Genomic DNA, 13,493 nt, shown 5'->3' on the forward strand with positions numbered 1-13,493 from the left:
ATAGTTTTTATTACATATTATACCACTATATATGGTTCTTAGGCCGTTGCTCCTACATATTTTCAAGAACGAACAATAGTTTCTCTAGCCTTTGAGAAACTACACTTAAAATAGTCGCAAGTCCGTTATAGCCATGCTATAATGTAAACAGAAAAAGGAAGCCCCGCTAGAACAGGGCTTCCCATGTAGAGCCGTTTAAGACGGTGGCAAAGTTTAATAATAGATTAAATAATCCGTTAGCCTGAAGTGAACCCTTAAAATTGGACAAATTGTTAAGCTGCTTTTTGAACGGCGAGTTCTCGGTATTTTACCGGGGGCTTGCCGTTTAATTTTGTTTTGATACGACGGTTGTTATAGAAGTCTATCCAATCTTTCATTGCTTGAATTAGGCTAGTTTTATCTTCAAAATGTTCATCCATCATTTCTGCTTTCATAATATGAAAGAATGACTCCATTACTGCATTATCAAGGCAAGTCGCTTTACGAGACATACTTTGGAATGCATGATGTTCTTTCAAGAGCGTTCGCCATTGGCGATGTTGATACTGAAAGCCTTGGTCAGTATGAACTGTTGTCCGATAATTTAGTGCCGGAAGTCCTTCTAAAGCTTCTTTGAGCGGTTTAATGGCGAATTCAACTGTTGGATGTTCACTTATATTAAATGCTAAAATTTCTCCAGAGAATAAATCTAGTACCGGTTCCAAATAAACGCGTTCATTTGTTCCCATAGATCCATATCGAAATTCACTGACGTCTGCTACAAGTTTTTGATAGGGTCTGTCGGTCTTAAAGCGACGCTTTAACCGATTAGGGGCAATCCTACCAACTAATCCTTTATACGAGTTATATTTACGAGTTTGGCGATTAAAGGCATGACATATCCAGGCATGTTCTTGCATAATACGTAAAACCCGCTTGTGATTTATCTGAAATCCTAAATCATGCAGAGCACTTGTAATTCGACGGTACCCGTACTTCTTTGTGTATTTTAAATCTTGTTGTCGAATTTCATCAATTGCTTGAATAACTTGATCGTCATTGAATTTTCGACCTTCATGATTTCGAGTGTAGTAATACGTGCTACGCGGTATTTTAATTACTTTGAGAATCAATTTAATTGATACTTGGAATATTTGCCTCAACTCAGTCGCTATTTTCGAGATTTCCTTTGTGCTGATTTTTTCCGAGCTAAGGCTTCTAATTTTTTTAAGTATTCATTCTCAATCTTCAACATTTGATTCTCTTTTTGGAGTTGCTTTAAAGTATCTTTTGTTGTTGAGTTGTCCTTTTGGACAACTGGTTTAGCGTTCTCATTCTTGTGTTTTGCCATATTTTTCGAGTTGCCTCGCTTTCGCTCAAGCCCTTTTATCCCTAATGTCTCAAATCGCTTTTCCCATTGCCAAATTGTACTTGGCGAGGATAAATTAAAGTGTAAGGCGGTTACTGGAAGTGAGGCCTGATTTTGTTTCCTCCAGTTTAATACATCAACTTTAAACTGACTAGTGTATTCTAAGTCCATGGCTTTTGGCTGAAGTCCTTTAATACCAAATCTTTCAAATCGCTGAATCCAAATTGAAACGGTAGCCTTGCTGCCAATCCCATACTTTCTCGCTAGTGAATAAGCTGCCTGACCACTTAAATACTCGGTGACAATCTTAACTTTAAAATCGAAATTAAATTTACTCATAAATGAAACCCCCAAAATTGGATTTTTCTGTCCAACCTTGGGGGTTCACTTTAGCCCTGCCAAAAGCTAAGACGGATTATTTTTTTGCTGACTTTTGATCAGCTCAACAATTAATGCAATCAAGGCCACGATAAATGTACCGAAAGCTAGCATTAATTGTAAAGCGTCCGAAACGGACACTTAGGCTACTCCTTTCGTTAGGATTTATGGGCTTTAAAGGTTTAACACCATAAGCACCGCCTCCGATCGGAAATAGCCACCGCCTTAACTTCTCTACTTGATTCATTATACAGAGATATAATTCTTTTAGAAACATATTTTTAAATCAGTAGTGTACTTCATTCTAACCTGGATTAGTGTATTAACGTAAGTCATCTTAGTAAGAACATTGAGCATAAAAATACGGTAATTGATTCATTTTATCAGAGTGCTTGCTTATATCTATAGGAGGTTCTATTTTGAATATTCAATCTGTAAATAGTTTTTTAAGCAAAAAAGCAGAATCCCTAAAGTCTATAAAAGCTAATGTAACAGTTGATGGAAGAGGTTTGCTACCACGATTTTTCTATAGAGGACAGTCAAATGACTTCAAAAGTAGTAATAACGTTGCTAGCATCTTTAGACAAAAAGAGCTCTCCGGATATACCCATGAATATTCATTTACTAATGAGTACATGCGTAGGTACGCAAACGATTTTAACAATTTAGAAAACAATTTTTCTCGCCTGTCTTATATGCAACATTTTGGCTTGCCAACTAGGTTATTAGATGTAACGACCAATGCTCTTGTCGCTCTTTATTTTGCCTGTCAATCTCATCTTGATTCTGAAGGACATGAAACAGACGGGATAGTTACCATGTTTTTTTCTAACAAGACACAAAATATTGATGATTTCACATACTATAGTAGTCGCAGTGACACCGTGGAAGTCTTATCAACATTAGCATTGATGGACGAAGAAAAAAAGAAAAGTATTTATAGAAAAATATCTTCTTTCAACAAAAATATTGATGATTTGTTGAAAGAAGATGAAAATCATTTATACCAAAGTTGGTACATGGATCTGGTCAAGCAGTTCCCAGAGGGCTATTATGAACAACTTTCTGAGGAAAACCAAAAAGTATATGACTCACTAAATGATTTCTATAAAGAAATAAATCAGTCTTATGAAATGCAATGCCTGTATCATGATATTAAAAGAGATACTGGTTATTTTGCTGATCTAATCAACTTTAGAACTTTACTTCACCCATTTTTCGTCGAACCTTCAATTAATAATGAACGCTTACGAGCTCAAAGTGGTTTTTTCCTTTTTGAACCTTATGATGGTACATCATGTAGCTTGGAAAATATTCATGATGATATTGATAACAAAGTATCTCTGTACAATGGACACAATGAGCCAATTAGATTAGTAATTCCTGGTGAAAAAAAGCAACAAATTTTAAACGAATTAAATCAATCATTGGAAATAAACCAGGCTACTTTATTTCCAGACAAAGAAAATGTGGCTAGTTATATAAAAAATAATTTTTAATAAAAAATGTTTAAAGGCCATTAGGGCATACCCTAATGGTCTTTTTTATTTCTGTGCTATACTAGGAATTACAAGTGTTCATTAGAACTGTCCAAAAGGAGAATTGGAAATGGCTAAAATCGGTTATGCGCGTGTGAGTTCCAAGGAGCAACATTTAGATCGACAGTTAGCGGCTTTAAAAGACGTTGATAAATTATTTACGGATAAATTGAGGTCCTGAATATGATCAAACCATCCGTTTTTACGAGTCAGTGGGATTTGAGCGATTGGAAGTTTTCCCGACATTATGGGATGCTTGGAATCCTTGTTTGGTGTTGGTTAAGAAGCTTTAATAAGCGGCCAAATCGCCCGGAACAAAGTCCATAAAAATCGCCATGCCTGACAGAACAGATCGGCTCGTGTAAGCTTGATATGCGTAAGCGCATTCAAAACGAGGGATTAGTATGGGTCCATTCTTTCATGGGTCACGATGATCTCAGAATTATCCACATCCATTCTGTTGTACAACGTCAAGACTCGGACAATGACAGTAGCCATTTATACCGAAGTTATTCGTGGAAATTACGGCGTTGCAGCTGCACTATCAACGATTTTGACCGCGTTGACAGTGATTTCCTTGCTAATCTTCATGAAAGTTTCTAAGAATGGGGATATTGCGATGTAACCACAAAACTTCGTCGGAAATAGGACAAAAGGGAGTTGACCGTGACTGGTTGACTCTCTTTTTGCTGTGGAAGCGACTTTTGTTGGCAAAACTGGCTGAATATTCACATGAACGAAAAAAGATATATGTGGTGAACCTATTTACATCTAGTCTTAGAAACCATATAATATGGTTATTAAAGCCGCAAGGAGGCAGAACATGACCAAAAAAATTGCAATTGTCGTTGATTCGGGTTCTGATGTCCCTCAAAGTGTTCTTGATGAAAATAAAAATATTGCAGTCGTACCGCTGAATATTACTATGAATGGGCATAATTACCTTGATGCAGTTGATATCACACCGGATGAATTTTATTCGGCGTTAGCAACGGCGGAAACCTTGCCGAAGACGTCCAGTCCGTCACCACAAGCTGCCAAAGAAGCGATGGATGCGCTGTTCGCGGCTGGTTATCAGCAGATCTTCGGTATCACAATTTCGAGCGCGTTGTCTGTGACGAACAACGTCTTTCAATTGGCCGCGCAAGATTTTCCCGCTGACACCGTAACCATTCTTGACACAAAAAGCATCGGCATTGGCAGTGGCATCCAAGCAGCCTATGCCGCATCATTGATCAATGCAGGGGAATCTTTTCAGGACGTGATTGCAAAAGTTCGTGCCTCAATCGTCAAAAGTCGGATTTATTTCTACGTGCCAACCTTGAAGTACCTCAGTGCCGGCGGTCGAATCGGCCGAGTGGCAGGCCTTGTCGGTTCGGTTTTGCACATTAAACCGGTGATCTCATGTGATCCAGAAGGCGTCTACTACCCTCTTTTTAAGGCGCGATCTGAAGAAAAAGCGATTCAAAAGTTGGTTGAACAAGTCAAACAGGATTGTTTAAAAAGCACCCACTATCGTTTAGGAGTAGCCCACGGGCAAAACCCATCTTTAGTTAAAAAGTTGGCAGAGAAACTTCGTGAAGCGACTGGTCGGCCAGTTGATTTTATTGGTGAGGTCTCACCGTCATTGGGCGTGCATACAGGGCCAGGGCTGATTGGGGCTACAGTTCAGTCGTATTAAGGTGTTACAAAAATAAGTCACGCCTCTCAAGCTTTACCTAAAACGAAAAGCAGATCAAAATTGTGAATGGGACAAAACAACCCCAGAACGCCTCGCACACTTAGTTGATGGCTATCGTTACTTGGAAGACCTTTACCAACACGGCATTGAAGTATCCGATGTTGAAAAAGACTTCAGTACCCAAGATATTTTCATTGGTCTCAAAACCGCAATTGAGAAGAAAATCTGGATGATTCAGGCAGAGCTTGGGTCGGCGCCGGAAATTGATGAATAAAATAATATTAAAAAATCGGTAGGCTTAAACATTGCTAACGCTTATATCAGTGCTGCTATTTAATTAAAATGCGACATCCCAACAACGGGGTGGCGCATTTTTGTTTGCAATGCGGTGACAAATAGGCCGGAAGCAAAATAAGTGAGTGATAACTCATTTTAATGTTGACAAACCGAGATGTGCTGATTATACTAAGGCCATTAAGTGAGTGAGTATACACTCGCTTTGAGAAAGAGGGTTATTAAAATGGTAACGGATTATGTCATCGCCAAGCAGGTCAGCAAGCACTTTGGTCATCAGCAAGTGCTCAATCAGATTGATTTGACACTGCCGGCTGGAATGATTTATGGCTTGATTGGGCCATCAGGAGCTGGGAAGACCACCTTGATCAAGAGTATTTTAGGGATGGAAGCTGTGGATAGTGGCACTGTTAAAGTCATGGATACGGTGATGCCCAATAGGGCGGTAATGGCACAAGTAGGGTATATGGCCCAAAGTGACGCTTTGTATGAGACACTAACGGCCCGTGAAAACCTGACCTTGTTTGGGCAATTGATGAGCGTTCCAAAAATAAAGTTAGCACAGATGATTGATTATGCAGCCGGATTAGTTGATTTAACGTCCCAATTAGACAAGCGGGTCAGTGGCTATTCGGGTGGGATGAAACGGCGCTTGTCGTTGGCAATTGCCCTGATTCAGGATCCCCAATTATTGATTTTAGATGAACCGACCGTTGGGATTGATCCAGAATTACGGCAACAAATTTGGACCGAACTAAATAAGATCAAGGATACCGGTAAGTCGATGCTCGTGACAACGCATGTCATGGACGAAGCAGAACGGTGTGATTATCTCATGTTGATTCGGCACGGGATTGCGCTTGCTGAGGGGACACCCGCGGCACTGAAACAACAGTATGCAGTAGATACGATCGAACAGGTCTTTTTGAAAGCGGGGCGGATGCAAGATGCGAACGATGGCAATCGTTAGACGAGTTTTTAAGCAAATGTTACGTGATAAGCGTACCTTGGCGCTGATGTTTTTGGCACCATTGCTGATTATGACGCTGATGTATTTCTTATTTCAAAACAACACGACGCAAGTAGCAAGCTTGGGTGTTCATCATGTAGACCAATCCGTGGTTAACGTGATCGATACCAAAAACGTGACGATTCATCATTATGATAGTTCACAGGCACGGAAAATGATTAAGCAGCATGATCTAGATGGCTATTTGACTCAGAAAAATGGTCAATTGACGATTACTTATTCAAATAGCAATCCAACCAACACGTCTTTAATTAAGGCGAGTTTACAATCAGGATTAGTCAAGTTGAAAATGAAGACGCTGGTGACCGTTACTAAGAAACAGCGCGCGGCCCTTGAATCGCAACAAGCCGCTTTGAAGAAGCTGACAGCAGCCCAGACACAAGCAACGGTGACCAAGCTGAAGACTGCCATTGCACAAGCCCAGGCCCGCGGTGACCAGGCAACTGCTGAGAAATTACAAAAGCAACTCAAGCAGGCCACAGCCACGACGTCTAGTTCGACTCAGTCAGCTAAAGCAACCAGTTATACGACTAAGTCTCATTATATTTATAGTAGTAGTGATTCAACGTTCTTTGAAAACTTTTTTCCAGCCTTTCTCGGTTTCTTTGTCTTCTTCTTTGTGTTCTTGATTTCTGGCGTTTCACTTTTGAATGAACGCACTACTGGAACCCTAAGCCGGCTACTTGCAACCCCAATTCGACGGAGTGAAATTATTATGGGCTATCTAATTGGTTATGGGGGCTTTGCCATCATTCAGACTGTCCTGACCGTTGTTTTTACAATTACGGTCTTCAAGATTCACTTAGTTGGTAGTATTTGGCTGGTCTTTCTGACTAACTTATTATTAGCGTTAGTGGCTTTGACCTTGGGTATCTTTATTTCCACCTTTGCTAACTCAGAATTTCAAATGATTCAGTTTATTCCACTGATTGTTGTACCACAAATCTTTTTTGCTGGGTTGGTTCCAGTCGATGGCATGGCCAGTTGGTTGCAAGCAATTGCCCACATCATGCCGTTATACTATGGTGCTAATGCGATGACGGCTGTTGTGACAAAGGGTGCTGGGCTTGGCGATATTGGTGTCAATTTGTTAATATTAGTAGGGTTTATGGTCGTACTAACAATGTTGAATATTGTTGGAATGAAACGTTATCGGAAGGTGTGAGGATATGGAACGACCACGGATACGGGATTATTTTCAACAGGATCTAGGTCAGAATGAAACGATTACACCTAAGCAACGGGCCATCCTCCAGGCAAGTCTCGATTTGTTTGCTGAAAAGGGTTTTGACCAGACCAGTACTAGTGATATTGCACAACGGGCCGGCGTTGCGGAGGGGACGGTCTATCGGCGGTATAAGACTAAGGCTGCCTTACGGGATGCCATCTTAGCACCAATTACCGCGCACATTGTGCCAATCTTAGCGAGTGATTTTTCAGAGGATAAATTACGGCAGCGTTATCCCAGTCTACAGGCATTCGTCACAGCAATTTTTACGGACCGAGTTGCATTTGCTAAAGCTAACGTGAAAGAGTTAAAGGTCATTTTTGAAGTGGCAGCTTTTGACACCGAACGACGCGAACAGATTCTTAGCCAGATTGCGCCTAAGATGGTCAAGCAGATGGGAAGTGTCATCAATCAACTAAAAGCAGATCATTTGATTGTGGATTGGCCGAATGATTTGATACTGCAAAGTTTGTTATCGCAGCTATTCGGTTACCTAGCGCGGTTAATACTGGAATTGCCGGGAACTGAAATTGAGCGCGAACAAGCGTATTTGATTACGGTGATGACCAAAATATTGACCCCGGGTGAACATGATCAAATTACTGGTCAGTGAGCTAACTGTTACTTGATATAAACTAAAGCCACTTCTGTACTTAGCGGTCATTTGAACGCTAAGTACAGAAGTGGCTTTGGTCGTTGCTACGCGTGTTCGTTTGTTAATCTGCTAGTATCGTCATTTTATTCAACAAACTAGTTTGCAACTGGCTGAGTGTGGTCGTCATGTAGACCGGGTAAAGATCTGGGTTGACGAGCCGCTGAGTTGTTCGTGGGAGCTCGGCAAGTTTAGCCTGGGTCGTTGCCTGAATGGTTGTAACCGGAATTGACGTGGTGTTGGACAAATCTACCGGCGCGAGTAAAGGCCGGGCTTCAAAATGGGTGAGTCGCTGTTGGCGGTCGACACTGAGTGGGTCACTGGTGACGACGGTTAGGCTGGTCGCATCGACGATCGTCTCGGTAGCTAGTGCAATCAAATCAGCAAAGGCCCGCTGAGTTCCTGGTTCGTACAGACGATAGACTTGCTTATCACCAGGAATCGTTAGTTTTTCGCGACTGGCACTGACCTTGATCTTGGGGGTGCTCTGACCATTGCTCTCAGTTGCCGCAAGCTTGTAGACGCCACTTAGAACCGGTGCGGACGCGCTAGTGATGAGCTTTTCACCGATACCAAAATTATCGATCGGTGCGCCTTCGTGCAACAGCGAGGTAATGATGTGTTCATCCAATGCGTTAGAAATAGTGATTTTGGCGTTGGGAAAGCCAGCCGCGTCCAATTGTGTCCGGGCAGCTTGTAATAAAGTCGTGACGTCCCCCGAATCGATTCGAATACCGACGGGTTCATGCCCAGCTGCTCGTAGCTCCTTAAAGACCGTCACCGCGTTAGGGATCCCAGAGTTAGAACCTGTCTAGTATCTGCTGAATCTGGTAGAATTGTGGAAAACCGACTGAGGAGTTTGTCATGCCAGATTATCCAAGCAATATTTCTCGCGCGCAATTTGCGTTAATACAACCTGATTTAGAAAACTTCCGCAAGCATACAAGACCGCGTCGTTATGATCTTTATGACGTATTCAATGCCATCCTTTACTCGCTTACTACAGGGTGTCAATGGCGTGAATTACCGCACGATTTCCCGGAATGGCACACTGTCTACCGCTATTACGATATGTGGCGAGATAAACCAGACCCGACAGCTGATTCGCTATTAGAAAGGCTTTTAAAAAAACTGTCGCTTCCTATCGTTTTGCACAGGGCCGATCGGCCCGAACGTCGTTTGTGATGGTTGATGCTCAAAGTGTTAAAACCACTGATTTAACGAAAAATAGTGGCTACGATGGCGGCAAAAAGATTTCAGGGATTAAGCGTCATATGGCGGTTGATATTAACGGGTTACCACAAGCCATTATCGTGACACGAGCTAATGTATCAGATCGTTCAGGTGCATTGTCTATGCTTAGTTTGGCTAGCCAAAATTTAGAGCTGGTTCAGCATGTCATGGTTGATGGTGGCTACACTGGCAATGACTTTGCGGATCAGGTGAAGCTCATTTTGAATGCTAAGACGACGGTAGCTAAACGCAACGAGTTGCATATGTTCACGGTGTTACCGCAACGATGTATCGTTGAACGTTCATGGAGTTGGCTAGACAAATGTCGGCGACTTTGGAAAAACTGTGAACGTGCCCTTAACAGCAGTCTTCAAATGGTTGTATTGGCCTTCCTGAAGATAGTTCTTAAAAGATACTAGACAGGTTCTCAGAACTGCTCATTGCTGCACTTGTCTGTTTCTTGTCAGACTCAATTGTGTCTTGGCTAATTGCCGCTTGTCCGCTCGCATCGTTCTGGTGTGAGGATGGATCGGATTTTGGCGCCGCACGGTCATGTTCGGTGATGTTTGTCTCACCGTTGTCGGCTACAGGGACAACGGCGCTGCCGACCTGGGTCAGCATCAACATCGCCAACATGACGATATGGATCAACTTCTTAGGCATCTGTGCGCCTCCTTCCATTGTTTCCGGCGTCTCTCTTCTTCCAACACCAGCTTAACAAGTTGACCCCGCGCAAAGGAATGATAATGTTCGTTATTTAACAAGATATTTTTAACAGTGCATACTTATTGACATTATAGGTATTAATCTGTACATATAATGTAAAAAGCTCTATTTATAGGTAAATAAGGTCTTCAAACCCAAAAGTAGCCTTGAAACAGCCGGCGTATTGCCAGTAAGTTCCAAGACTACTTATAGGTTATTTATTAAACTAATTAGTTTAAGCTTTGATGATTTTCCCAACTGCAATTGGTAAAGTAACGTGGGCATCGTAGTTCATGACAGTTCCTTGAACAGTAGCCGGTAGCTTCAAGGTATCCGGCACACCATGAATATAAATGACCCTTTTATCGAGCTGCAAATCGTCACTGCCAAAAGCGGCTTTAAACGCTGTCTGCAATTCCTTCAGATCAACGAGTTTGTCATAAGCATAGTGACCTTCTGCATCAGCCACTGGGTAACTGTCATTTGGCACATGCATCTTGGCCGGTTCAGCGTCAAATGGCACCATCGTTGTACCGGAAACCGGTTCTGTTTCTGGCAGATCAACGAAACCGTCACCATTAGCATCTTGTGCCGCTGTGGCGATTTCTGCTGGCTTACCATCCGGGAATCCGTGGAAATGTTCCCAATGCTGCACATTAGCAGGTGTATCAAACATATCGATATGAATCTTCATTTGCGCACCATCAATCGTGAACGTCGCGGCACCGTGCGGCGCGGTGCCAATCTTCTCAGCGTTCAATGGCACAATTTCTGCTGTATACTTTTCAGCCATGCAAACCACTCCTTTTAGATTTAGACTCAGTTTCAGTATAGTGCTAACTGGAACGACTCACAATCTATTGCATTTCAAAAGTGAGGTTGCAAGATTATTTGGCCAATTGCAATAACCGTTGGCGCAAAGCAGGATCAGCTGCGTAAAGATAAAGCCCGTGCTTCGCCCTCTTCAGCAGAATATTAATGGCATTCATGATAATCGCGGCTTTAGCGTCGGTGGTGTCGGCCAAATCAGGGCGCTTTTTGAAGGCTTCCTTGTCTTGGTACTGCGCCAGATCAATCGTAAGTCGGTCTTTTGAGGGATCATAGCCTAGACTCGGCCCTAGAATCACACCTGCGTAATTCAAGTCAAAGCCTTGAATAGTATAAATGGAACCAACTTCATGCAATGTCTCAGGACGTTGTGCCCACGGGCGATCGGTGAAGTTGATCTTGTCCCAAGGCAACCGCAGAGAGCCAGCTTGGACATACCAGGTTTTACCATCGAGCACTGTGAATGGATAGTCAGCTGTCGCGATCATGCGCGAAAGGCCGGTTTCGGCATTGCGCCGCTGAATGAGGTCATACATCGGCTGACCATCAGAAAAAACTTGAAAATCAAAATGTTGCGGATGTGGCAAAGGCAACACTTTTCCACGAACAAAATGATCAATCCAATCATTCACCGCCGCATCGCCTACCCGCATCTGTTCGGTCAGATGATAATGTGTCACTGCGTAATCGCGCGTCACTCTTTTCAATAAAGCAGGTGTCCAAAAACTCTTTAGCTTGACTAGCTGGTGGAAATCGAACACGAGCACCACCACTCGAGCCAACTGAAGAATATCAGCAAGCTGATTATGCCCACGGAATTTATTATACGGATCAGGCATCGTCAGTAGTAAATGGCCTTCATCGATCAGCACGACATCTGCCCGCTTACCGGCTTTGCGGTACGCGTTAATAAATGGTGTTGGTTTCATGGTAGATTGTAAAATTAATCCGAACGCTGTTCGGACAAAAAAGATCAGCTGCCTTTAAAATGGTGTTTACCACAAACCCATCTTTTAGGAGCTGATCTTTTGTGTAGTATAACCTATTCCGAACGAATTAAAATCGAAACCTTTTGTGAACTAGGGCTGTCCAATATCCAAATGGGCGTTCGGCTGAACCGATCACCGTCAACAATTTCTTATGAATTATCTCGATGTCAACCTTATCAGGCTGAATTAGCACAAACAGATGCCGAATACAAGCGATCACGATGTGGTCGGAAAACTAAGCTGAGCGATGAGTTAAAGCAAAAAATTCTCAACCATTTACGTCTAAGCTGGTCACCAGGAATGATTGCTCACGAATTTAAACTAGCTACTAAATCTATTTATAATTGGCTAAATCAGGGGAGAATTGATTTCTCCTTGAATAATCTACCTGAACATGGCGTACGCCAACGGCGTAACGTTGACCAACGATCCAAATATAATCAATCTTTGGGGCGATCAATTGAACAGCGTCCCATGATGATTAATCAACGTAATCGCATCGGCGATTTTGAACTAGATACAGTCGTTGGTCCTCGTGGGCATAGTAAGGCAGTTTTATTAACTTTAATCGATCGCAAATCACGGTTCCTTTGGGCATACCGGTTAAAAGATCGGACGACAGCGACTGTTAATGAAGCACTAACTAAGTTCCTAACCACTTTTAATGGTCCGGTGCACAGCTTTACTGTGGACCGTGGCACTGAGTTTAGTGGGCTAGTATCACTTGAATCACAATATGGTATTAAGACCTATTACTGCCATGCTTATACGCCAGCTGAACGTGGTAGTAATGAACGCTTTAATCGGAATTTACGTTATTTTTATCCTAAAGGGACTCGTTTTGAGCACATTAGTGCTCAAGATTTAACGACGACGTTACTCCAAATTAACCAGCGACCGCTTAAAATACTCGACTGGCAAACACCGTATCAGGTTATGCTGACAAATTTGTCCAAAAATTCGGATTAAATTTGCAATCTACCAAATGATTTGCCTGAACATGGCGTGCGCCAACGGCGTAACCTTGACCAACGTTCTAAATATAATCAATCATTAGGACGGTCAATTGAACAGCGACCCATCGTGGTTAATCGACGTAATCGCATCGGTGATTTTGAATTAGATACAATTGTTGGCCCCCGTGGGCATAGTAAGGCAGTTTTATTAACCTTAATCGATCGCAAATCACGTTTCCTTTGGGCCTACCGATTAAAAAACCGGACAGCAGTAACTGTTAATGAAGCCCTAAATAAGTTTCTAGCAACTTTTAATGGCCCGGTGCATAGTTTTACGGTGGACCGTGGCACTGAGTTTAGCGGTCTAGTATCACTTGAAGCACAATACGGTATTAAGACCTATTACTGCCATGCTTATACGCCAGCTGAGCGCGGCAGTAATGAACCATTTAATCGGAACTTACGCTATTTTTATCCTAAGGGGACTTATTTTGAGCACATTAGTGCTCAAGGCTTGAAAACCACCTTACTCGAAATTAATCAGAGACCACTTAAAATACTTGACTGGCAAACACCTTATCAGGTCATGCTGACCAATTTGTCAAAAAATTCGGATTAAATTTGCAATCTACC

11 protein-coding genes and 8 pseudogenes are annotated in these 13,493 nt (G+C 42.3%); 12 read left to right on the forward strand and 7 right to left on the reverse strand.

Translation table 11 applies throughout. The features are described 5' to 3' along the window. Window positions 1–272: 272 nt before the first annotated feature. The 3 genes from RA086_RS15335 to RA086_RS15345 form a co-directional block, all read right to left on the reverse strand. The gene (locus RA086_RS15335; RefSeq protein ID WP_308704609.1) at window positions 273–1,214 is read right to left on the reverse strand and encodes an IS3 family transposase; all 942 of its coding nucleotides are present in this window, start codon (window positions 1,212–1,214) and stop codon (window positions 273–275) included. Beyond that, window positions 1,151–1,687, reverse strand: coding sequence for a helix-turn-helix domain-containing protein (locus tag RA086_RS15340; RefSeq protein WP_057785073.1), 537 nt, complete (start codon window positions 1,685–1,687; stop codon window positions 1,151–1,153). The genes RA086_RS15335 and RA086_RS15340 overlap by 64 nt, the downstream gene beginning before the upstream one ends. A gap of 66 nt (window positions 1,688–1,753) precedes the next feature. Further along, the gene (locus RA086_RS15345; protein WP_153152501.1) at window positions 1,754–1,840 is read right to left on the reverse strand and encodes a putative holin-like toxin; all 87 of its coding nucleotides are present in this window, start codon (window positions 1,838–1,840) and stop codon (window positions 1,754–1,756) included. A gap of 305 nt (window positions 1,841–2,145) precedes the next feature. Between RA086_RS15345 and RA086_RS15350 the strand changes: the two genes are divergently transcribed. From RA086_RS15350 to RA086_RS15390, 9 genes and pseudogenes are all read left to right on the forward strand, one after another. Further along, window positions 2,146–3,225: an FRG domain-containing protein gene (locus RA086_RS15350; protein ID WP_014940866.1), complete on the forward strand. Its 1,080-nt coding sequence runs from the start codon at window positions 2,146–2,148 to the stop codon at window positions 3,223–3,225. A gap of 109 nt (window positions 3,226–3,334) precedes the next feature. After that, window positions 3,335–3,436 (forward strand): annotated as a pseudogene (locus tag RA086_RS15355) (recombinase family protein); the annotation flags it as partial. Window positions 3,437–3,440: 4 nt separating this feature from the next. Continuing rightward, window positions 3,441–3,557, forward strand: a pseudogene (locus tag RA086_RS15360) (GNAT family N-acetyltransferase); the annotation flags it as partial. Window positions 3,558–3,670: 113 nt separating this feature from the next. Beyond that, a pseudogene (locus RA086_RS15365) lies at window positions 3,671–3,889 on the forward strand (iron ABC transporter permease); the annotation flags it as partial. 198 nt (window positions 3,890–4,087) lie between these two features. Beyond that, window positions 4,088–4,945, forward strand: a complete 858-nt coding sequence (locus RA086_RS15370) for a DegV family protein (RefSeq protein WP_054712244.1) — start codon at window positions 4,088–4,090, stop codon at window positions 4,943–4,945. 52 nt (window positions 4,946–4,997) lie between these two features. Beyond that, window positions 4,998–5,219, forward strand: a pseudogene (locus RA086_RS15375) (ferritin-like domain-containing protein); the annotation flags it as partial. Between the two features lie 246 nt (window positions 5,220–5,465). Further along, complete coding sequence (locus RA086_RS15380; RefSeq protein ID WP_125550759.1) at window positions 5,466–6,209, forward strand: ABC transporter ATP-binding protein; 744 nt, start codon at window positions 5,466–5,468, stop codon at window positions 6,207–6,209. Continuing rightward, complete coding sequence (locus RA086_RS15385) at window positions 6,187–7,434, forward strand: ABC transporter permease (RefSeq protein WP_010620835.1); 1,248 nt, start codon at window positions 6,187–6,189, stop codon at window positions 7,432–7,434. The genes RA086_RS15380 and RA086_RS15385 overlap by 23 nt, the downstream gene beginning before the upstream one ends. Before the next feature lie 4 nt (window positions 7,435–7,438). Next, window positions 7,439–8,110, forward strand: a complete 672-nt coding sequence (locus RA086_RS15390; RefSeq protein ID WP_125547619.1) for a TetR/AcrR family transcriptional regulator — start codon at window positions 7,439–7,441, stop codon at window positions 8,108–8,110. Between the two features lie 103 nt (window positions 8,111–8,213). Here the strand turns inward: RA086_RS15390 and RA086_RS15395 are convergent. After that, a pseudogene (locus RA086_RS15395) lies at window positions 8,214–8,948 on the reverse strand (nicotinate phosphoribosyltransferase); the annotation flags it as partial. Between the two features lie 65 nt (window positions 8,949–9,013). Here RA086_RS15395 and RA086_RS15400 point away from each other — a divergent pair. Continuing rightward, window positions 9,014–9,801 (forward strand): IS5 family transposase gene (locus tag RA086_RS15400; RefSeq protein ID WP_308704601.1). Its coding sequence is split into 2 segments (ribosomal slippage): window positions 9,014–9,281 and window positions 9,281–9,801, totalling 789 coding nucleotides; the frame shifts between segments, so codons are not numbered across the junction. 4 nt (window positions 9,802–9,805) lie between these two features. Here the strand turns inward: RA086_RS15400 and RA086_RS15405 are convergent. The 3 genes and pseudogenes from RA086_RS15405 to RA086_RS15415 all read right to left on the reverse strand — a co-directional run. Further along, window positions 9,806–10,045: pseudogene (locus tag RA086_RS15405) on the reverse strand (hypothetical protein); the annotation flags it as partial. Between the two features lie 277 nt (window positions 10,046–10,322). Further along, the gene (locus RA086_RS15410) at window positions 10,323–10,880 is read right to left on the reverse strand and encodes a hypothetical protein (protein WP_003567312.1); all 558 of its coding nucleotides are present in this window, start codon (window positions 10,878–10,880) and stop codon (window positions 10,323–10,325) included. Between the two features lie 94 nt (window positions 10,881–10,974). Further along, window positions 10,975–11,844, reverse strand: a pseudogene (locus RA086_RS15415) (DUF2075 domain-containing protein); the annotation flags it as partial. 99 nt (window positions 11,845–11,943) lie between these two features. Between RA086_RS15415 and RA086_RS15420 the strand changes: the two are divergent. Together RA086_RS15420 and RA086_RS15425 are read left to right on the forward strand one after the other, a co-directional pair. Then, entirely contained in the window at window positions 11,944–12,873 is a 930-nt protein-coding gene (locus RA086_RS15420) for an IS30-like element ISLpl1 family transposase (protein WP_308704606.1), read from the forward strand. A 15-nt stretch (window positions 12,874–12,888) separates the two neighbouring features. Then, window positions 12,889–13,479, forward strand: a pseudogene (locus tag RA086_RS15425) (IS30 family transposase); the annotation flags it as partial. Window positions 13,480–13,493 lie beyond the last annotated feature (14 nt).

It is taken from the genome of Lactiplantibacillus brownii (assembly GCF_031085375.1).
Classification (GTDB): domain Bacteria; phylum Bacillota; class Bacilli; order Lactobacillales; family Lactobacillaceae; genus Lactiplantibacillus; species Lactiplantibacillus brownii.

Coding starts and splice junctions, on each gene's coding strand:
- RA086_RS15340 (WP_057785073.1), bottom strand. CDS start 1,687: ATGAGTAAATTTAATTTCGATTTTAAAGTTAAGATTGTCACCGAGTAT.
- RA086_RS15345 (WP_153152501.1), bottom strand. CDS start 1,840: ATGCTAGCTTTCGGTACATTTATCGTGGCCTTGATTGCATTAATTGTT.
- RA086_RS15370 (WP_054712244.1), top strand. CDS start 4,088: ATGACCAAAAAAATTGCAATTGTCGTTGATTCGGGTTCTGATGTCCCT.
- RA086_RS15380 (WP_125550759.1), top strand. CDS start 5,466: ATGGTAACGGATTATGTCATCGCCAAGCAGGTCAGCAAGCACTTTGGT.
- RA086_RS15385 (WP_010620835.1), top strand. CDS start 6,187: ATGCGAACGATGGCAATCGTTAGACGAGTTTTTAAGCAAATGTTACGT.
- RA086_RS15390 (WP_125547619.1), top strand. CDS start 7,439: ATGGAACGACCACGGATACGGGATTATTTTCAACAGGATCTAGGTCAG.
- RA086_RS15410 (WP_003567312.1), bottom strand. CDS start 10,880: ATGGCTGAAAAGTATACAGCAGAAATTGTGCCATTGAACGCTGAGAAG.